A 20,904-nucleotide genomic window follows, 5' to 3' on the forward strand; every position below is an offset into this window, starting at 1 on the left:
CCTTATGAAAACTGGTGACCTTAACAAATATGATTTAGTTAAAAATACTTTGGTGCTTATTCTTGCGGGTGGACGTGGTTCACGCTTGCATGAACTTACGGATAAACGTGCAAAACCCGCCCTTTATTTTGGTGGTAATCGCCGTATTATTGACTTTGCACTTTCTAATTGTATTAACTCTGGTTTGAATCGAATTGGCGTAGTGACTCAATACGCAGCACACTCTTTACTTCGTCATTTACAAACAGGTTGGTCTTTCTTACCACAAGAAAAAGGGGAGTTTGTTGATATGCTTCCTGCTCGTCAACAAATTGATGATTCAACTTGGTATCGTGGTACGGCGGATGCTGTTTATCAAAATATGGCGATTATTCGTGATCACTATCGCCCTAAATTCGTTTTAATTTTGGCGGGTGACCATATTTACAAACAAGACTATAGCGTTATGTTGATGGACCATGTTAACAGCGGTGCAAAATGTACGGTGGGTTGTATTGAAGTCCCTCGCTCTGAAGCACATGAATTTGGTGTCATGGCAGTAAACGAAAATTTAAAAGTCAAAGCCTTTGTTGAAAAACCAAAAGATCCGCCAGCAATGGTAGGTAAACCTGATGTTTCACTCGCATCAATGGGGATTTATGTGTTTGATGCGGATTATCTTTACAAAATGTTGGATAGAGAGGTCAATACACCACAAACTAGCCACGATTTCGGTAAAGATGTATTACCAAAATGTTTAGCAGAAGAAACCCTTTATGCGCATCCTTTCAGCCGTTCTTGCATGGGACGTAATACTGAAGGTGAAATTTATTGGCGTGATGTGGGTACATTAGATAGTTTCTGGCAGTCTAATATTGATTTAGTATCTGAAAATCCACAGCTTGATATTTATGACCAAAGTTGGCCAATTCGCGGTAATCCAATTCAAGCTTATCCGTCAAAATTCTTCTACAAAAATTCAAATGTTCATCCAGTCGATAATTCTTTAATTGGCGGCGGTTGTGTGATTACTGATGCGTCTATCAGTAATTCTGTGCTATTTGATCGCGTTAAAATTGATGCTTTCTCAAAAGTGGATCATTGCGTGGTATTGCCACAAGTTAAAATCGGTAAGAATTGTATATTGAAAAACTGTATTCTCGACCGTGAATGCATCATTCCAGATGGCATGGAAATTGGTGTGAATATGGAAGAAGATAAAAAACGTTTCCGTATCAGTTCAACTGGTAAAGTAATTCTAGTTACCCCGAAAATGCTGAAAAAATTAGAAGGGGAAGAAGTCGTCTCTGAAGAGCATTTAGATTGATGATGAAAAGTGCGGTGAATTTTGACCGTACTTTATAACCCCCTCTTTTCTAAAGAGGGGAGTTGATCGAGCATTATTTATATTTTATAGGGAAAATAAAAATTAAATGAAAGTTTTACACGTTTGCTCTGAATTTTATCCGCTCCTTAAAACAGGCGGTTTAGCCGATGTTTTAGGAGCTTTGCCACAAGCCCAAAATCAAATAGGGCTTGATGCACGCATTTTATTGCCAGCTTATCCAGCGATTTCTGCAGGTATTTCTAATACACAAGTTGTGGCTGAATTTGATAATTTTGCGGGACATGTTGTGTTGCGCTACGGCGAATATAATGGCGTAGGCGTTTATTTAATCGATGCGCCACATTTATATGCGCGTGAGGGGAATCCATATCACGATTGTTACTATAATGATTATGGTGATAACTATAAACGCTTTGCCTTACTTGGTTGGGTTGGCGCTGAATTATCTACTGGCTTAGATAGCTGGTGGCATGCGGATGTGGTTCATGCTCATGATTGGCATGCAGGTTTATGTGCCGCTTACTTATTTAATAAAGGTCGCCCAGCAAAATCCGTATTTACAATCCATAATTTAGCGTATCAAGGACAATTCCATTATCAGCATTTATTTGAAATTGGATTGCCAGCAGGCATGTTTAATGTTGATGGTTTAGAGCTATTTGGACAGATTTCCTATTTAAAAGCTGGCTTATTTTACTCCGATGCCAGCACTGCAGTGAGCCCGACTTATGCTAAAGAGATTACAACACCTGAATTTGCCTATGGCTTGGAAGGTTTACTTTCTGGCTTAAAATCTCAAGGGCGTTTAGTGGGGATTCTTAATGGTGTAGATGAAAATATTTGGCATCCAAATGACGATCAATATATTCAGCATCGTTACAAATTGAAACATATGGCAGGTAAAAAACAGAATAAAGTTGAACTGCAAACTTATTTTAATTTACCGCAAGATGAAAATGCATTGGCATTTGTGATGGTAACCCGCTTAACCGAGCAAAAAGGCGTGGATTTATTGATTGAAAGTGCGGATGAAATTGTAAAACAAGGTGGCCAGTTGATGATTTTAGGTTCTGGCGCACCGCACTTTGAACAAGGTATTCGTGAGCTTGCTGAACGTTATCCACAAAATGTTGCAGTCAAAATTGGTTACGATGAAACACTGTCACATTTATTAGTGGCTGGTGGTGATGTGATTTTAGTGCCAAGCCGTTTTGAACCTTGTGGCTTAACACAACTTTATGGTTTGCAATATGGCACACTTCCTCTTGTTCGTAAAACTGGGGGTTAGCCGATACGGTGGTGGATAGCACACCAGAAAATATTAAAGATCGCACGGCAACTGGTTTTGTGTTTGAGCAAGCTACCGCTGAAGATTTACGCAGAAGCATTCAACAAGCGTTTGATATTTGGAAAAAACCGAGAGTGTGGTCAGCATTGCGAGCGAATGCGATGACACAAGATTTCAGCTGGCGTAAAGCAGCAGAACAATATTGTGCGCTTTATGAACGTTTGTAGTTTTATTTATAAACGTTAAGAGTAACAGTCTGTTTGTAGATTATTGTTGCAAGCTCTGTGATTATGCTTGTTTTTCGACAAGATAAGCATAAAATTTGAACGAATTTATTAGAGGTATAAAGGTTCTCGGATACAAAGAGCGGTCTATTTCGATTGATTTTTTGAAATGTGCGTGAATTTTTAAATCAACATCTCTTTTATTATAGATAATTTTTTAACATTCAAACCGAGGTTTTACTTATGATAATGGATAATTTTGATTCTCCATTCCTATACAATCGCCCACAAATGACTGTTGAGGCAATCAAAAAATCAATTGTTTATAAGCTTATTTTTTTAATTGGTCGATCACCGCGTGAAGCGAGCCAACGCGATTGGCTTAACGCAACACTCCACGCTGTGCGTGACTTAGTAACAGAAGGGTGGATTACCACAGCTCGCCAAACTCGAGCAGAAGATGCTCGCCGTGTTTACTACCTTTCAATGGAATTCTTAATTGGACGTACCCTTTCTAATGCCATGATTGCAGAAGGTATTTATGGATTAGCACAAGAAGCCTTATCTGAATTAAATGTGGACTTAGAAGAAGTTTTAGAAAAAGAAGTTGATCCTGGCTTGGGGAACGGTGGTTTAGGTCGTTTGGCTGCTTGCTTTATGGACTCTATCGCCACTTTAGGCTTACCCGGTATGGGCTACGGGATTCGTTATGAATATGGTATGTTCCGCCAAAAAATCGAAAATGGTCAGCAAGTTGAGTGCCCAGATGCATGGCTTGAAAAAGGTGCACCTTGGGAGTTTATTCGCCCATCTAAACGCTTTACTGTAGAATTTGGTGGAAACATTCATTTCGAGGGCAAAAAATGCATTTGGCAAGATACCGAAAAAGTGACCGCACTTGCTTACGATCAAATGATCCCGGGTTATCAAAACAATTCTGCAGCAACATTACGCTTATGGTCTGCTCATGCAGGTGAAGTATTTAATCTTGCAGATTTTAACCGCGGTGAACACCTAGCCGCATTAGAAGAACACTCCGCAAATAAAAACTTATCACGTGTGCTTTATCCTGATGATTCTACGTGGAATGGTCGCGAATTACGTTTACGTCAAGAGTATTTCTTAGTATCTGCATCACTTCAAGATATTTTACGCCGTCACAAACGCACCCACGATAGCCTTGAAAACTTGGCTGATAAAGTGGCGATCCACTTAAACGATACCCACCCTGCGTTAGCAATTCCTGAATTAATGCGTATTTTAGTGGATGACGAAGGTTTCGAGTGGAAAAAAGCGTGGGAGATGACGCGTAACATTTTCTCTTACACCTGCCATACTTTAATGTCAGAAGCATTAGAAACTTGGCCAGTGGAAATGATGGCGAAAATCTTACCACGTCACTTACAGATGATTTTTGAAATTAACGATCACTTCTTAGAGTATGTTCGTTCTTACGTCACCACGGATAACGATTTTATTCGTCGAGTTTCATTGATTGAAGAAGGTTATCAACGTAAAGTGCGTATGGGATGGCTATCTGTTGTGGGTTCACACAAAATTAACGGGGTTGCCGAAATCCACTCTGATTTGATGGTCACATCAACTTTCTCCGATTTCGCACGTATCTTCCCAGAACGTTTCACCAACGTAACAAACGGCATCACGCCACGTCGTTGGTTAGCGGTGGCAAACCCACAATTAGCCGCATTGTTTGATAAATATATCGGTTCAGAATGGCGTTGTGATTTAAGTCAAATTGAAAAACTTAAACCATTTGTGGAAGAAAAAGCGTTCAAAGAAGCGATTGCCGACATCAAGTTTGCGAACAAAGTGAAATTGGCGGAATACGTGAAATCTGAATTAGGTGTTGAACTTGATCCACATGCGTTATTTGATGTTCAAGTCAAACGTATTCACGAATATAAACGTCAAATGTTGAACGTATTGCATATTATTGCTCGCTACAATGAAATGCTTGCTCATCCTGAAAAAGATTGGCAACCGCGTGTATTTATTTTAGCTGGTAAAGCAGCTTCGGCTTATTATGCAGCGAAACAAACGATCCATTTAATTAATGATGTTGCTAATGTCATCAATAATGATGAGCGTTTGAAAGGCCGTTTAAAAGTAGTGTTTATTCCAAATTACAGTGTGAGCCTTGCCCAGTTAATTATTCCAGCAGCGGATATTTCAGAGCAAATTTCACTTGCAGGCACAGAGGCTTCTGGCACCAGTAATATGAAGTTTGCCTTAAATGGCGCATTGACACTCGGTACACTTGACGGTGCAAACGTGGAGATCTTGGAAAACGTGGGTGAAGATAATATCTTTATTTTCGGTAACACAGTGGAACAAGTTGAGCAACTTCGTCGAGAAGGGTATCGATCATTTGAATACTATCAAAATGATACTCAATTACGCACAGTCGTGGATCAAATTATTGAGGGTAAATTCTCACCAGAAGAGCCTCAACGTTATCATCAACTATTACAAGGCTTGCAATATCACGATTATTATCAAGCTTTCGCTGATTTCCGTAGTTATGTAGAAACTCAAAAAGCCGTAGATGAAAAATACAAACAACGCGACCAATGGATTGAAAGCACTATTCAAAATATCGTGAATATGGGCTTCTTCTCATCTGACCGCACGATTAAAGAGTACGCAGAGAGAATTTGGAAAGTTGAGTCAGTTCAATTAGGTGATTAATTTTATATTAATAGCCAATAAATAAGTTATCTGCATCAAGCCCGAGTTTGATGCAGATTTTTTTATATTTAAACTAATGAAAAATAACAGAAATTATTGATGTAAACTTTATGGGGTAATATGGAAAACAAAAACTTTATATTGGAGCGCATAGTCGTGGTACATTAACATAAGTAATGCATTAAAAGCGCTAAATACAGAAGATAACCGAGATAAAAAGCTACTTTCAGGTACGACAATTAAAATGGTTGGTCCTGCAGCAGATGTAACAAGAGCGGATGGTTATTTAAGTCAATTGCAAACGGGTAAAGAAAGAACAACTTCAGATGGTTCAATTCGTATTGAGAATCATTCTAGTGACCCAGTAGGTAGTATGCCGATTTTATTGGGAGGAAACCCTGCAACGACATCTGAAAATAATCTCAATAAAGGTTGGATTGCACGTATTAGCGATATATTTGGTGACAATTCATCAGTACATAATTGTTATGGACTAGGGCAAATACAATGCGTTACTGATGGATATCGAACGAAGGTAGATCTAAAAATGGGAAATGAGCAAACCATTTTTAATTTAAATAAATCAAAAGGAGAATGATATGAAGATTCTATTTTTTATATTTGGTTTGCTAACAATCAATGCTTGTTCTTTTGGTGGATTTCAACCACCACCACCACATTATCATTGGCGTTTGCATAATTCTAAGATTTTATTTCCTAACTCAGATCCTCAAGGACGTATTAATTTTCTTGAAAGAAGAAAAAAAGACATGTCGGATTGTGGTATGGATTTTGTGACAGGTGAAAGTGTTAATCCAGAAGAGAATCTTTGTTTAGAGAAAAAGGGTTGGTATCTTGAAGGTGGTCCAGTTTGTGAAGAAAGGCTAATGTGGGATAGTCCAATATGTATCCAATGGCGAAAAAAACACAGTAAACCTGATGCTAAGCCTTGGCAGTAATTAACAAAGGTGCTTAAAAGTGCGGTCAATTTTCAGTGAATTCTAAAATCTCTTGAATATTGACCGCACTTTTTGTATTTTCAGTGATGCTTATTTTTAAGCAAATCTTATAATTTCACATTCAACTTTAGCGTAGGTTTTCTATGCTTTTTTCACAGAAATATCATGAGTGAGTAAATAAGATACTTAAACCCCGATAGTCATTTACTAAAAGTGATGAAACCATTTATGTTGCAAGCCATGTAGGCGATAGTCAAAGTAAAACTGTGATTAATGCAGGTGGTGATGCCAATATTATTGGCAGCCAAGTAAAAGGCAAACGAGTAGAACTTAATGCTGAAAACCTGAATATCGAGAGCTTGCAAGATAAATCTCGCTACCATGGTAAACAGATGAATATGCAAGGTAGTGTGACAGTAGGCTATGGTTTTGCCGCAGGGGGAAGTTTCAATAAATCGAAAATCAATGCCGACCACGCCAGCATTAATGAACAAGCTGGAATTTATGCTGGAGATGAAGGTTATGATATTAATGTTAATAAGCATACCGATCTTAAAGGTGCATTGATTACCTCTACCCAAAAAGCAGAAGCAGATGGTAAAAACCATTTTAGCACTGACAGCATTACTCATTCAGATATTGAAAATCGCTCAAATTATAGTGGCAGCAGTTTTGGTGTAAGTGGCAGTGTGTCAGCTAACTTTGAAACACCATTTGGTAAAAATGGTGCAGCTCAAAGTACAAAACAAGCCACGGATAAAGATGGTAATCTGCTTTATACCGATAAAAATGGCAACACAACTGTTAATTCTAAAGGAGTAAATGGACAAGAGAACACCAAGAAATTGGCTGAAGGCAAGGAATCTCTCCAATTCTCCTATGGCATGGGCTATGGTAAAGATTCCGATAGCCAATCTAGCACAACAAAAAGTGGTATTAATACACAAAATATCATTATTAAAGATGAAGCAGAGCAATTAAAACGTACAGGTAAAACGGTACAAGAAGAGATTGCTGCGATTAAAACCGATATCACTACAGAGAGTGCACAAAGTCAAAGTGGCAAATTAGAGAATCGTTTTAATAAAGATGATGTTCAAAAAGAACTTGATTTCCAACGTGAGGTGACAGAGAAATTTGGGCCAAATGTCGTGGAAGCTGGAAGTTTGCTTGCTAATAAATTTGGCGAAGAAGCGAAAGCAAAACGTCATGAAGCCGCAATTGCGTTAGAAGAAGCAGAAAAAGCCAAGGCAGAAAACAACAACGAAACGAACCAAGCTTTAGTCAAACAAGCACGAGATAATTTTGAGACAGCGAGTCGCAAAGCCAAAGAATGGGAAACGGGCGGAAGTCAACGTCTTATCATTGATTCAGCATTAAATGTTATCAGCACCGCTTTAGCCGGCAGACCGGCAGCGGAAGTGGTGGCTTCAGGATTATCACCTGCGGTGAATAATCAAATTAAGAAAGCGACAACAGATGCAAAAGGCAATGTGAATACGGCTCTCAATTTGACTGCTCATGCACTTTGGGGCGCGGTAGAAGCTTATGCAGGCAATCGTAATGTTGCTGCGGGTGCGGCAGGTGCAGTAGGCGGAGAGGTGGCTGCTCATTTCTTAGCGTCAACACTTTATAATAAAGCTCAGCGAAGAAGAAAAACGTACGGTATCGTCTTTAAGCCAAGTAGCAGCAGGTGCCGGTGGTAGTTTATCGGATAGTTCTGATGGAGCGATTATTGCGGCTAAAACAGCGAAAGATGCTGTGGAGAATAATTATTTGTACAACGGAGAGGTAAATAGCCTCGTTAAGAAATTGGCAAAAGCTGAAAAGGAAGGGGAAGATACAAGACCTATTTTTGAAAAATACGCAAAATTAAGTGAGAAGAATCGACAAGAAATATTGAAGCTTTGTGGTAATAATCCAGCTTGTTATATACCACATATTCAGATGATGCAATCAGGCGATGAAGCGGCATATGAAAACTTTAGTTATTTAAGATTAGGTAGCTATTTTAATAATCTAAGCAGAGAAACTCAGGTTAAATTAAGTGATTTTGTGGAATTGGAAAACGGTAAAACAAGAAACCAGTTACCAAAGAGCGTACACTATGCAACTCTTGCTTTAGGTGCTGCGGAAGCTGTGGGGTTAGGAGGGATAGCCTTAACTAAGTTGCCAAAAGGAGCCAATGCAAACGAAAAATTGCCGATTGTTGGGGAGACTAAGGGATATCGCACTACAAAAGTTAATTTAAATAACTTAGAAATTGAGATATCTAAGCAAAATAAGCATTTAGAAAACACAAATGAGTATAAAGTTTCTCTTGCTAATGGACAACAGAAAAGCATTATCACTGTAAGTTTAGATTCTTTAAAAGGTTATGTAGGAACTGGACAGCAGGTGGGAAAAACTGAAATTGGGCTTCCTGGTTCTAAAGAAAGGGTGAACTTCAATAAAAATATCGGTATTTATATCGATCCTGTTACAGGAAATCAAACCCCAACAACTATGGGGATTATTCATTATAGTAAAAATGGATATCATGTAGTTCCGGCTAAACCAAAGGAATAATAGTCTATGAATAATGACATTATAAGATTAAGAATTGTTACCCAAAATGCCTTGATAGGTAAAATTACCAAAGAGGTTAGAGGTGTTTATGTAAGAATCAATGAAAATTGTATAAGTATTTATATCGTTATTGATGGAGATATCTCTACCTATTGGAATGAAGAGATTTATGAAATTGGTACAGATATTATTTCTAATTTTGGTGAGGATTATACTATTGATGAGAATTTAGTTAGGATTGATTACCCTAAATATTTATCTTTTGATAATTATATATGTGTATATAAGCGCCATGAAAAATATGAATAAGATTGGAACCTAAAAATTGGACCGAAGCTAATTTGCATAAGTCCATAGAGAAGTTTGTAGGAAAGAATCCTATCATTACAATGACAGACAAAGGAAAAAGAATATATGAAAATCCTACAATTAAAGTTCAAGTTGTTGAAGATATTAATGGGAAATATTTCCGTATATATGATCCAAGTATAAGAGGTAAGAGAAATTATTTAGATCTTAATGGAGTTGTTTCTAATAATAAAACTCTTGAATAAGGCTATTAAAGAGGTAATTCCATTTAATAGAAATAAAGATGATTTTAATCGATATCTTAAGCAATTAAATAAATAAGGATTCATATGACATTATTTGATGAATGTAAAGAGGCTTTATCGGAGGATTTCCACCTTCTGTCTGAAGATGAAAAGGAGCAAGTTCTAAAAGAGTTTTATAAATATCCATTTATATATGGAAGCATAGATAAAGATAGTAAGAAAATAAAAATATTGAATCCTGATAGGTTAATTGAATTAATTGAAAAGAAAATAATTAACCAGAATGTTTATGTTTTAGCAGATATAAATGATGTTCCAATATTTAAAACTAATTTGCTATTAGCGCTAGATAAATTAGATGATATTTCTGCTTTATTAACAAGAGTTTTTATTCTTGGTATTGGGTATTTAGCTCAGGTTGTTTCTAGAAATCCACCTTTAGACATTGTAATTCCAATAAATGGAGATATAAGTAAATTTTTGTAAAACGTTTTAGACGGTTTGATAGAGCTAAAGTACGGTCAATTTTCAAAGAGTTTTTAAACTTCTTAAAAATTGACTGCACTTTGATTTGCACCCCAAAACCTGAACACCTAATTTGAGGTGTTTTTATATGAGATTTTTCGTGATCCCTATCACAATATCTTGTAAAACCAGTTAAAAACGTTACCTATTTTCATTCAATCAATGATACAGTTGTATCCGTTTGACTTTTTGTCATTTTAACGATGAATAGGCGAAAGTTTGTTCATTAATCTCATCAACCCAATCATCAATCAGAGGGAAACAGTATGTTAATTGGTGTACCTAGAGAGCTGCTTGAGAATGAGAGCCGTGTGGCGGCAACGCCGAAAACGGTTCAGCAAATATTGAAATTGGGCTTTGACGTGATCGTGGAACACGATGCAGGTTTTAAAGCTAGTTTTGAAGATCAAGCATTTTTAGAGGCAGGAGCGAAGATCGGTACGTCGGCTGAAATTTGGCAATCGGATATTATCTTCAAAGTAAATGCACCGACAGATGAAGAAATCGCTCAAATGAAGGAAGGCGCAACGCTTGTGAGCTTTATTTGGCGTATGCAAAATCCTGAGTTAATGAAAAAACTCACCGCGAAGAAAATTAATGTGTTAGCAATGGATGCGGTGCCTCGTATTTCTCGTGCGCAAGCATTGGATGCGCTTTCTTCTATGGCGAATATTTCTGGTTATCGTGCTGTCATTGAAGCTGCGCATGAATTCGGTAGCTTCTTTACTGGACAAATTACTGCAGCAGGTAAAGTTCCACCAGCAAAAGTGTTGGTAATTGGTGCAGGTGTGGCTGGTTTGGCGGCAATTGGTGCGGCAAATAGCCTTGGGGCGATTGTTCGTGCTTTTGACTCTCGTCCTGAAGTGAAAGAGCAAGTTCAAAGTATGGGGGCAAGCTTCTTAGAAATTGATTTTAAAGAAGAAGGCGGCAGTGGTGATGGTTATGCAAAAGTGATGTCGGAAGAATTTAACCGTCGTGCAATGGAGCTTTATGCAGAACAAGCTAAAGAAGTCGATATTATTATTACTACGGCAGCAATTCCGGGTAAACCAGCGCCTCGTTTAATCACCAAAGAAATGGTGGATTCAATGAAACCAGGTTCGGTGATTGTGGATTTAGCGGCTGCAACTGGTGGTAACTGTGAATATACGCAAGCAGGGAAAGTTGTTACAACTGAAAACCAAGTGAAAGTGATTGGTTATACGGATTTCCCAAGCCGTTTACCAACACAATCTTCTCAACTTTATGGCACAAACTTAGTCAATTTATTAAAACTTTTGTGCAAAGAGAAAGATGGCAAGATCAATATTGATTTTGAAGATGTGGTTCTTCGTGGTGTAACCGTTGTTCGTGATGGGGAAGAAATTCCACCAGCACAAATTCAAGTGTCTGCACAACCAAAACAAGAAACCAAAGCTGCACCAGTGGCAGAGAAAAAAGAATCTAAACCAACAGATCCTCGTGTGAAATACGGTGTGATGGCAGGTGTTGGCGTGTTATTCCTTTGGTTAGCTTCCGTTGCGCCCGCTGCATTTTTATCACATTTCACCGTATTTGTTTTAGCTTGTGTGGTGGGTTATTACGTGGTTTGGAATGTTAGCCATGCACTTCACACACCATTAATGGCAGTAACAAATGCAATTTCAGGCATTATTATTGTAGGGGCGTTATTACAAATTCGTCAGCCAACAGGCAATCTATTTATCGATGCCTTAGCTTTTGTGGCGATTTTGGTGGCAAGCATCAATATTTTTGGTGGTTTCCGTGTCACACAACGTATGTTAGCAATGTTTAGAAAAGGTTAAGGAGCGCACAATGTCTGAAGGTTTAGTACAGGCTGCGTATATTTTAGCAGCATTACTTTTCATTATGAGCTTGGCAGGACTTTCTAAACATGAAACTGCTAAAGCGGGTTGTTGGTTCGGTATTGTTGGTATGACCATTGCTCTTATCGCAACCATTTTTGGCCCTCATTCTGAAGGAACATTTTGGATCATTATTGCGATGATCATCGGTGGTGCAATCGGTGTTCAACGTGCATTAAAAGTAGAAATGACTGAAATGCCAGAACTTGTGGCGATTCTTCACAGTTTTGTTGGTTTAGCGGCTGTACTCGTAGGCTTTAATAGCTATGGTTTACACAATGAGGCGTTAATGCCAGAAGGATTAGATGCAGCAGCACAAGCCGCATTTGTAGCAGAGCAAGCAGTATTAACGAATATTCATAATGTTGAAGTATTTTTAGGTATCTTTATCGGTGCAGTAACTTTCACTGGTTCTGTTGTCGCATTTGGTAAATTAAGCGGAAAAATTAATTCAAAAGCATTAATGTTGCCACATCGCCATAAATTAAATTTAGCCGCACTTGTGGTATCTGCATTATTGATGGTTGCATTCTTAAATAATCCAGAAAGCATTTTCCCTGTGTTATTAATGACTGCGATTGCGCTTGCATTTGGATGGCACTTAGTGGCTTCAATCGGTGGAGCAGATATGCCAGTTGTAGTATCAATGCTTAACTCTTATTCTGGTTGGGCAGCGGCTGCAGCAGGTTTTATGTTGAATAATGATTTGCTCATCGTTACAGGCGCCCTTGTCGGTTCTTCTGGTGCAATTCTTTCTTACATCATGTGTAAAGCAATGAACCGTTCATTTGTGAGCGTAATTGCAGGTGGTTTTGGTAACGATGTTGAAGTTTCTTCAAGAGAAGAACAAGGCGAACACCGTGAAACTACAGCAGAAGAAGTGGCTGAATTGTTGAAAAATGCAAGTTCTGTAATTATCACTCCGGGATATGGTATGGCTGTGGCACAAGCACAATATCCAGTTGCTGATATTACGGCAAAATTGCGTGAACGTGGTGTGAACGTTCGTTTTGGTATTCACCCTGTTGCAGGACGTTTACCAGGCCACATGAACGTGCTTTTAGCCGAAGCGAAAGTGCCTTATGATGTGGTACTTGAAATGGATGAAATCAATGATGATTTCGCTGATACCGATGTGGTATTGGTTATCGGTGCGAACGATACGGTAAACCCAGCTGCGATGGAAGATCCAAATAGCCCAATCGCGGGAATGCCTGTGTTGGAAGTATGGAAAGCACAAAATGTGATTGTTTTCAAACGTTCAATGGCTGTGGGTTACGCAGGTGTACAAAACCCATTATTCTTCAAAGAGAATACGCAAATGCTCTTTGGTGATGCAAAAGATCGTGTTGAAGATATCTTAAAAGCATTATAAAAAACACGCATAAAAATAACCGCACTTGAGGTTGCCTAAGTGCGGTTTATTTTTAGGTATTTTATTGTCCCATGTTTTTCACTGATTTTAGGAAACCTTGGGCACTATCAAACACAGAAGATTTTCCCTGTGCTTGTAAAATCATATCTGACATTTCTCTGAAGGCACCTTTGCCGCCATGTGTAGAAAGTACATGATCAACAGCATTCTTCACATAAATAGGGGAGTCTGCCACAGCAAAAGAAGTTCCACACACTGCAAAGGCGGGAAGATCTACACTATCATCGCCAATATAAGCGGTTTGCTCGGCAGTGACGCCAGCTTGTTTCATAAGATCAAAACAGGCTGTTTCTTTTTCAAGTTTGCCGAGAAAGTATAATTTAATGCCTAGATCGGCAATACGACGACGTAAAATAGGGGAGTCTCGACCAGAAAGCACTGCCACTTGAATACCTGCATCCATCAGCATTTTTATGCCTAAACCATCTCGCACATGAAAACTTTTAATCGCTTCACCATTAGCATCATAATGGAGTTGTCCATCGGTGAGCACGCCGTCCACATCAGTAATAACAAATTTAATATTTTCTAATTTTTGTTGCATTGGGATTCCTTAGCTTGAAAATTCCACTAAACCCACCACGTGATTTCATCATTAACAACAACTAGCGAGTGAATTTTTTTCGCTTTCATAAAGTCTTCTGCTTTTGCTAGGAATTCATCTTGGTGAATTGTCTTAGGTGAGTTTGTCATAAAATCTTGTGCAGTTTTATTTAAGGTATCAGCGCCATTTGTCGTTAATGCTCGACGAATATCGCCATCCGTAATAATGCCTTTTAATTGATTATTCTCCATGACTAATGCAACGCCCATTCGGCCTTCATTCATTATAGTTAAGCAATCAGTGAAATTGGTTTCCGGTTTGATAATTGGTAAACGAGTTTGCATTTGATCTTTTACTTTACAGAGTAAACGGCGACCAAGACTACCACCTGGATGGAATTTAGCAAAGTCAGCGGGTTGGAAATTGCGTGCCGTAATGAGCGATACAGCGAGTGCATCGCCAAGCGCAAGCGTTACAAGTGCGGATGTTGTTGGCGCGAGATTATTCGGACACACTTCACGCTCAACAGTAATATCTAGAACATAATCTGCATGGCGTGCGAGCGTGGAATTTTTATTACTCGTCACGGCAATAATTTTATTACCAAAATTTTTTAAACTTGGAATTAGTTTATTGACATCATCAGTTTCACCGCTATAGGAAATTAACATCACGATATCAATTGGTTTCAACATACCTAAATCACCGTGGAAGGCTTCCGTTGGATGTAAAAAGAAACTTGGGGTGCCCGTAGAGGCAAATGTCGCTACCATTTTTTTGCCGATTAAACCGGATTTGCCTATCCCGCCGATGACTAATCGTCCTTCGCAACTAAGGATTAAATCTATGACTTGATTAAAATCTTCACCTAAACGTTGGCTGAGTTGTAAAAGTGCGTTACTTTCCACTGAAAGAGAATCCTGGGCGATTTTTAGATAGTTCATTCTTCTTCCTAAAAGAGCGGTTGAAATTGGCGTTATTTTAGCGGAATCATAAAAAAATACGAATGAAAAATTCGATGCAAGCTAGGCATTATTGTTTATAAGATTGACGCGTAATATCTAAAAATTGGGGATTTTATTGACCTCACTAATGATTGCCCCTATACTACGCGCCGAGTTGGTTAGACAATCGCTGGTTTATTGAAGCCCTTAACCGTATTTATACGACCTAGTGGGACAAGTAAACGAGAGGAAAGTCCGAGCTACACAGGGCAGAGTGCCGGATAACGTCCGGGCGGCGTGAGCCGACGACCAGTGCAACAGAGAGCAGACCGCCGTGTAAACGGTAAGGGTGAAAGGGTGCGGTAAGAGCGCACCGTGCCTCCGGTAACGGTTGGCAGCAGGGTAAACTCCACTCGTAGCAAGACCAAATAGGAATCCAATGAGTGGCCCGCTCAGGATTCGGGTAGGTTGCTTGAGCGACAGAGTAATTTGTCGCCTAGAGGAATGATTGTCCACGACAGAACTCGGCTTATCGACCAACTCAATTTTTCTAATTATTTATCCAAGCATTCTCATCAAGAATTTTTCCAAAATGACTTTCAACTAAACGACGAGTAATTTCAGTTTGTGGTGCGCTAAATAATGTTCTTGGTGGCCCATATTCAATCATTTTTCCCTCATCCATCACAATAACTTGATCGGCAATATGTTTAATCATGCCAAGATCTTGTCCAACATAAATATAGGAAATACCAAGCCGTTGTTGTAAATCTAATGTTAAGTTGAGTAGTTGTATGCGTACGGAAGCATCAAGATTACCCAGTGCATCATCAATAATGATAATTTCAGGTGATAGAATAAGAGCTCGAGCTAATGCAATTCGTTGTTTCTGGCTTACAGAAAGGTTTTTGATTTTTAAATTGGTGTAATCAGGATAAAGTCCAACAAGTAAAAGTGTATCAAAGATTTTTTGATTACGGAGCGACTCATCCCAATTAGTAGCCAGACGTAAAGGGGTATCAAGTATCTCACCAATATTTAATCGTGGATTGAAAGCTGAATTAGCATCTTGGAAGAGCATGCGAATATGCTGGGCTCGATATTGGATATCATCATGTTGTAATTCATGATGATTAAATATAATACGACCTGAAGAGGGGGGAATTATACCCGCGATCATTTTGACCAATGTGGATTTTCCCGAGCCATTTTTCCCAATAATAGCGATTGTTTGCTGGCGTTCAAGAGAAAAACTTATATTTTCTACTGCATTAAAATAGCTGGTACCAAATAAGCGTTTTCGACCTTTGAAAGTTTTAGTTAAATCTTCTACTTTTAATAACGGCATTATTCATTTCCTTTACGATGGAGCGTTAATGGTGTAGTAGTGGTTTTTTCTTTGAAATTTTTCTCGCGAAGATTAACGGGGTAATGGCAAGAAAATTCATGTTGCTTAATTTTGGTCTTGTTCGGCTTTTCAATACATTTCTTTTGTGCGAAAGGACAACGTGGTCCAAGACGACAACCTATAGGCATTTGTTCTAGAATTGGTACTGTTCCTTCTAATGTACCTAATTTAGTTTTGAATCCTAAAGGCTGAGTAAAATCCGGGATCGCATTAATTAATGATTGAGTGTAGGGGTGGTGTGGCGATGCTAATAATATTTCTGTTGGGGCAGATTCAGCATTTTGTCCACAATAAAGAACAGAAATGTGATCACACCATTCACTGATGCTTTTAATATCGTTACTTGCAAGTAAAATAGTCGTACCTTGGTTTTTATTCATGCTAGAAAGTAATCGAAAAACTTGTAGCGCAGTCGTAGATTCTAGAGTATTTGTAGGTTCATCTGCAATGAGTAGACGAGGTTGGTTTGCTACGGCAATAGCAATCATTACTTTCTGACCTTCACCTTCAGTAAGTTCGCTTGGATAGCTGGACATAATATCATGGTGATCTTTAATACCAACACGGTGTAATAATTCAATAGCACGGCGTTTTTTCCATCCGAACCATTGCCACCATTTTCCCTTAAATGTCCAATTAGGAATATTTTGGATAAGCTGCTTACCAACTTTTCGACTTGGTTCAAGGCAAGAAAGAGGATCTTGGAAAATCATAGATATTTCTTTACCGACAAGTTTACGACGTTGATTTGGATTAAGCTTTAGTAATTCTACATCGTCAAATCGGAAACGATCTGCGGTGATAATCCAGTTTTCTTTGACCGCATTACAAATAACTTTGGCGATTAAACTTTTACCAGAACCTGATTCACCCACAAGTCCACCGATTTCTCCTTCATTGAGTGATAAATTAATACCGTCCACAATTTTAATGCGACCGTTTGGTGTTTTTATTTCAATATTTAAGTTGCGAATATCTAATAGTGCCATAAGTTATTCATAATATTGATTAATGGCTTTAATTAAGCCGTTACTAAAAATAATACTGAGTAAAATAGTGAAAATAATAGCAAAACCAGGTAAAAGTACTGTCCATGGCGCAAGATAGAGTAGCTCAAGTGAATCTTTGATCATCGCTCCCCATTCTGGTGTAGGACGTTGAGCGCCAAGAGATATAAAACTTAGTGCGCTGATATCTAGTACTGCAACAATAAAAGCCCGTGAGATTTCTTGAATATACACAACTGTGATATTAGGCAAAATGGTGGTTTTTAATAATGCCCAGTTAGAAATCCCCTCAAGTTTGAGCATGATGACATAATCTTTTTTTAATTCTTCTTGAATTGCGCGATAAATAGCATGGATAAAATAAGGTAAAATTGCGAATAGCGTTGCAAACATAGCATTCCATAAACTAGGCTCCATTAATGTGGAAATGATGATTGCAATAAGTAAAATAGGTAAAGATAAAAAAGCATCGAAAATATGTCCCACAAAACGTGCCTTTATCCCTTTTAACATACCAGCAATAATACCAAGTGCCCCTCCAATGAGTGCGGTGGCAATGAGTACTAATAAGGAAGAGCCCAGGGTATAGCGAGTACCCATAATTAAGCGACTTAAAATATCTCGTCCTAGATCATCTGTGCCAAAGAAAAAAGCTATTTGTCCTTTATCAACCCAAGATGGTGGCATTAATTCTTGCCCAACAAACTGTGTGTTATCAGAATAAGGCGCTATCCAACTGCTGAAAAGTGCGGTCAGAGTTAACAACGCTAATAAATAAAAGCTGAACAACGCAATGGTATTTTTGCGAAATAGTAGCCAAATTTGGAATATTGAGGTATTTTCTCGAAATTCTTCAGGTTCTTTATCTTGCATACCAACCTTTCTTTTTAAATGGATCGAGTATAAAAGTGATACTTTTAATTAAGGTATCAATTAAAATAATACATATACCAATAACTATAACGCCTGCTGCAATACTGTTATAGTCTTGTTCAGCTACAGCATTAATAAGCCAACGACCAATACCTGGCCAACCAAGTGCTGTTTCGACTAACATACATTGCGTTAGCACAAGTGTAAATACACGTGGCACTTGGGGTATCAATAATGGAAGGGTATTACGAAAAACATATTGATGTAAAATTTTCCATTTTGACCAACCTCGTGTTGTTGCTACCTTAGCAAAGTTTTGACAAAGAATGTATTCAGCCCGTTGTTGAATAAGACGAATAATTTCCATTGTAGGTAAAATACATAAAACAAGCGTAGGCAATGCTAGATGTTGTAAGACGTTTTGTATAATCTTAGTGCGATATGGCTCATTAACGAACCAAACATCAATAACTGGAAAGCCTGTAATCGGTATGATTTCATAGAGTAAATTATATTGTCCTATAGCGGCAATCTCCCAATGATTGATGGATGCGGTGTAAAGTAAAAGAGGTGCAAGCCAAAATATAGGAATGGATAAACCTAAATAGGATAAGCTTTGTAAACTTTTAGTAAAAATTTGTTGAGAACTGACCGCTCTGATGATACCGAGAGGTAAGCCAAAGATAAAAGCTAATAAGAGTGCAGTAAAGCAAAGCTCTAGAGTAGGAGGTAATACAGTCAAAATTAAATCAATTAAGGATTTTCCTCCGTTATAAGTGATGCCAAAATCACCCTGTAACAATGTTTTTAAATAGATGTAATAAGCGTTATAGATATTTTGTGTGATAAGATCAGCATTGAGTGGATCACGCAATAAGATCATAAAACTGATTAAGGATAATACTAATAATAATATGATTATCCAGATAATATGACGAATAGCAGACCACAACATTAAGGTTTCTCCTTACTTAAATGTAAAGTCGAAAAATTTAGGCTACCAAAAGGTGTCATTTCAACACCTTTTACACGAGTATTGGCAACTAAGATGCGTTTTACATTTGCAATGGGAATAATGGGTAATTCATGTAATACGAGATTTTGAGCATCGTTATAAAAACGAACACGTTCTGCTAAGTGTGTTATTGCAATAGCACTATCCATTAAATGATTAAAATCCTGATTACACCAATTAGATAAGTTAGTTACTTCATTTTGTGTATTACAACTTAAAATTGGTCGCATAAAACCATCAGGATCAAGATTCCCTGCTAACCATCCTGTAAGAATTAAATCATAATTTTCTGTTTTATTACGAAGTTGTTCACTTAAAAAAGTACGTGTTACTGCTCGAACGTTAATTTTAACTCCGGTTTGTGCTAAATCCCATTTTATCATTTCAGCCATTTTAAAAGGTGCGGGATTATATACTTGTTCTTCATTAATGACCCATAAATTAAGTGAAAGATGTTTATTTTTTAAGACTTTTTGAGCAATTTTGGGATTATAATCAAACTCAAATTCTGGGCTATTCACATTTGATGCCCAAGAAACCTCAGGAATAATATTATTCGCAACAGTTGCTGTATTATGATAAATATTGTGAATAATACGCGCCCGATTTAAACTTTGCGAGATAGCTTCCCGAATAGTGCGATCCTGCATGATCGGCTTATCAAAATTAAATGCTAAATATGCCAAGTTCATTCCATCAGTAGATTGCATATAATAGTGTTTGTCATCGCTTTTTAATAAACCAATTTGGCTAACATCAGGATAAGAAGCAATTTGGCATTCGTTGTTAAAAATTTAACTAAACGACCATTTCGGTCGGTAGAAAGATCAACAACAATATTTTTGATTTTCGCTTCTTTTTTCCAGTAATTTTCGTTACGCACTAAGCGGACATGTTGGTTATATACATAGTCTTTCACTTGATAGGGTCCCGTACCAACAGGGTGGGTATCTAATTGGGCAAGATTATCATCGGCACTGAGTTGATACGCATATTCTTGTGAGAAAATAATTGCATATTGGCTAGCAAGATGTGACAAAATAGATGAGTCTTGTGTAAATAACTCAATTTTGACTTGGTAAGGTGAAAGAGCGGTAACGGATTTAATTTTTTCGTTTAGCTTTATACTTTCAAAATATGGGAAATGTACCTTCTTAGCTTGTTCATGAAATACACGATACTGTGGATTTTTATACGTAATAAGATTTTCGCTTAATTGTGGCAAATAAGTTGTATGGCCAAGTACCCGATTAATAGAAAATACTACATCTTCTGCATTAAAATCGCGTGTTGGGGTAAACCATGGTGTTTGGTGAAATTTAACACCACGACGCAAATTGATTAATATTTCTTTTCCATCAGGTGAAATAGTATAAGACTGAGCAAGAACAGGTGTAACATTCGCGCTATGGTTTTTTATTTCAAAAAGTTTGTTATAAATTTGCTCTGTGACGACATTCATACTTGTGCCAGCATCCGCTGTTTGCGGATTAAAAGAAAATCCAGAGGCATTAGTACAATAAGTTAGTCCGTTTTCTGTTAGGTGTTCTGGTACGCGCGGAGCCGCTTGAAGTTGGGAATTCAAACCAATACCAAATAGAAAGCAGAAAAACGTAAGATTTTTGCGTAACATAACAAATGCATTGTGATAAATTATGT

16 protein-coding genes, 1 other RNA gene and 3 pseudogenes are annotated in these 20,904 nt (G+C 37.9%); 13 read left to right on the top strand and 7 right to left on the bottom strand.

What is annotated here, in order from left to right:
* The first annotated feature begins 4 nt into the window (after nt 1-4).
* The 12 genes and pseudogenes from glgC to pntB all read left to right on the top strand — a co-directional run bounded on the left by glgC (nt 5) and on the right by pntB (nt 13,394).
* Entirely contained in the window at nt 5-1,306 is a 1,302-nt protein-coding gene (gene glgC, locus C3V42_RS08275; RefSeq protein WP_164994241.1) for a glucose-1-phosphate adenylyltransferase, read from the top strand.
* 106 nt (nt 1,307-1,412) lie between these two features.
* A pseudogene (glgA, locus tag C3V42_RS08280) lies at nt 1,413-2,842 on the top strand (glycogen synthase GlgA).
* A 240-nt stretch (nt 2,843-3,082) separates the two neighbouring features.
* The gene (locus C3V42_RS08285) at nt 3,083-5,548 is read left to right on the top strand and encodes a glycogen/starch/alpha-glucan phosphorylase (protein WP_106014251.1); all 2,466 of its coding nucleotides are present in this window, start codon (nt 3,083-3,085) and stop codon (nt 5,546-5,548) included.
* A gap of 244 nt (nt 5,549-5,792) precedes the next feature.
* Entirely contained in the window at nt 5,793-6,146 is a 354-nt protein-coding gene (locus C3V42_RS08730) for a hypothetical protein (RefSeq protein WP_106014252.1), read from the top strand.
* A gap of 1 nt (nt 6,147) precedes the next feature.
* A complete protein-coding gene (locus C3V42_RS08295; RefSeq protein ID WP_048953124.1) occupies nt 6,148-6,507 on the top strand; it encodes a hypothetical protein in 360 nt (119 codons plus the stop codon).
* A gap of 266 nt (nt 6,508-6,773) precedes the next feature.
* Nucleotides 6,774-8,213: a hemagglutinin repeat-containing protein gene (locus C3V42_RS08300; RefSeq protein WP_240610351.1), complete on the top strand. Its 1,440-nt coding sequence runs from the start codon at nt 6,774-6,776 to the stop codon at nt 8,211-8,213.
* A complete protein-coding gene (locus C3V42_RS08645) occupies nt 8,143-9,075 on the top strand; it encodes a polymorphic toxin type 50 domain-containing protein (RefSeq protein ID WP_240610375.1) in 933 nt (310 codons plus the stop codon). The genes C3V42_RS08300 and C3V42_RS08645 overlap by 71 nt, the downstream gene beginning before the upstream one ends.
* A gap of 6 nt (nt 9,076-9,081) precedes the next feature.
* Nucleotides 9,082-9,384, top strand: coding sequence for a hypothetical protein (locus C3V42_RS08310; protein ID WP_049332258.1), 303 nt, complete (start codon nt 9,082-9,084; stop codon nt 9,382-9,384).
* 2 nt (nt 9,385-9,386) lie between these two features.
* Nucleotides 9,387-9,629, top strand: coding sequence for a hypothetical protein (locus tag C3V42_RS08315; RefSeq protein WP_106014254.1), 243 nt, complete (start codon nt 9,387-9,389; stop codon nt 9,627-9,629).
* A gap of 84 nt (nt 9,630-9,713) precedes the next feature.
* Nucleotides 9,714-10,115 carry a hypothetical protein gene (locus C3V42_RS08320; protein WP_106014255.1) on the top strand — a complete coding sequence of 134 codons (402 nt, stop codon included), beginning with the start codon at nt 9,714-9,716 and terminating at the stop codon, nt 10,113-10,115.
* Between the two features lie 305 nt (nt 10,116-10,420).
* Entirely contained in the window at nt 10,421-11,959 is a 1,539-nt protein-coding gene (gene pntA / locus C3V42_RS08325) for a Re/Si-specific NAD(P)(+) transhydrogenase subunit alpha (protein ID WP_005634601.1), read from the top strand.
* Nucleotides 11,960-11,969: 10 nt separating this feature from the next.
* On the top strand, nt 11,970-13,394 hold the full coding sequence (pntB, locus tag C3V42_RS08330; protein ID WP_106014256.1) for a Re/Si-specific NAD(P)(+) transhydrogenase subunit beta: 1,425 nt from the start codon (nt 11,970-11,972) through the stop codon (nt 13,392-13,394).
* 61 nt (nt 13,395-13,455) lie between these two features.
* On the opposite strand, the gene C3V42_RS08335 is transcribed toward pntB, so the two are convergent.
* Entirely contained in the window at nt 13,456-13,998 is a 543-nt protein-coding gene (locus tag C3V42_RS08335) for an HAD family hydrolase (RefSeq protein WP_106014257.1), read from the bottom strand.
* A gap of 9 nt (nt 13,999-14,007) precedes the next feature.
* Nucleotides 14,008-14,942: pseudogene (locus tag C3V42_RS08340) on the bottom strand (KpsF/GutQ family sugar isomerase).
* 171 nt (nt 14,943-15,113) lie between these two features.
* Between C3V42_RS08340 and rnpB the strand changes: the two are divergent.
* Nucleotides 15,114-15,490, top strand: an RNA gene (gene rnpB / locus C3V42_RS08345) — RNase P RNA component class A.
* Between the two features lie 2 nt (nt 15,491-15,492).
* On the opposite strand, the gene C3V42_RS08350 is transcribed toward rnpB, so the two are convergent.
* From C3V42_RS08350 to C3V42_RS08370, 5 genes and pseudogenes are all read right to left on the bottom strand, one after another.
* Nucleotides 15,493-16,290, bottom strand: coding sequence for an ATP-binding cassette domain-containing protein (locus tag C3V42_RS08350; RefSeq protein WP_106014258.1), 798 nt, complete (start codon nt 16,288-16,290; stop codon nt 15,493-15,495).
* Nucleotides 16,290-17,339: an oligopeptide/dipeptide ABC transporter ATP-binding protein gene (locus C3V42_RS08355; RefSeq protein WP_048953252.1), complete on the bottom strand. Its 1,050-nt coding sequence runs from the start codon at nt 17,337-17,339 to the stop codon at nt 16,290-16,292. Before C3V42_RS08355 ends, C3V42_RS08350 begins: the two co-directional genes overlap by 1 nt.
* Before the next feature lie 3 nt (nt 17,340-17,342).
* Nucleotides 17,343-18,230: an ABC transporter permease subunit gene (locus C3V42_RS08360; RefSeq protein WP_106014259.1), complete on the bottom strand. Its 888-nt coding sequence runs from the start codon at nt 18,228-18,230 to the stop codon at nt 17,343-17,345.
* Entirely contained in the window at nt 18,220-19,185 is a 966-nt protein-coding gene (locus C3V42_RS08365; RefSeq protein WP_106014260.1) for an ABC transporter permease subunit, read from the bottom strand. The genes C3V42_RS08360 and C3V42_RS08365 overlap by 11 nt, the downstream gene beginning before the upstream one ends.
* Nucleotides 19,185-20,878, bottom strand: a pseudogene (locus C3V42_RS08370) (ABC transporter substrate-binding protein). The gene C3V42_RS08365 and the pseudogene C3V42_RS08370 overlap by 1 nt, the downstream one beginning before the upstream one ends.
* Nucleotides 20,879-20,904 lie beyond the last annotated feature (26 nt).

It is taken from the genome of Haemophilus sp. oral taxon 036, assembly GCF_002998595.1.
In the GTDB taxonomy this organism is placed as follows: domain Bacteria; phylum Pseudomonadota; class Gammaproteobacteria; order Enterobacterales; family Pasteurellaceae; genus Haemophilus; species Haemophilus haemolyticus_K.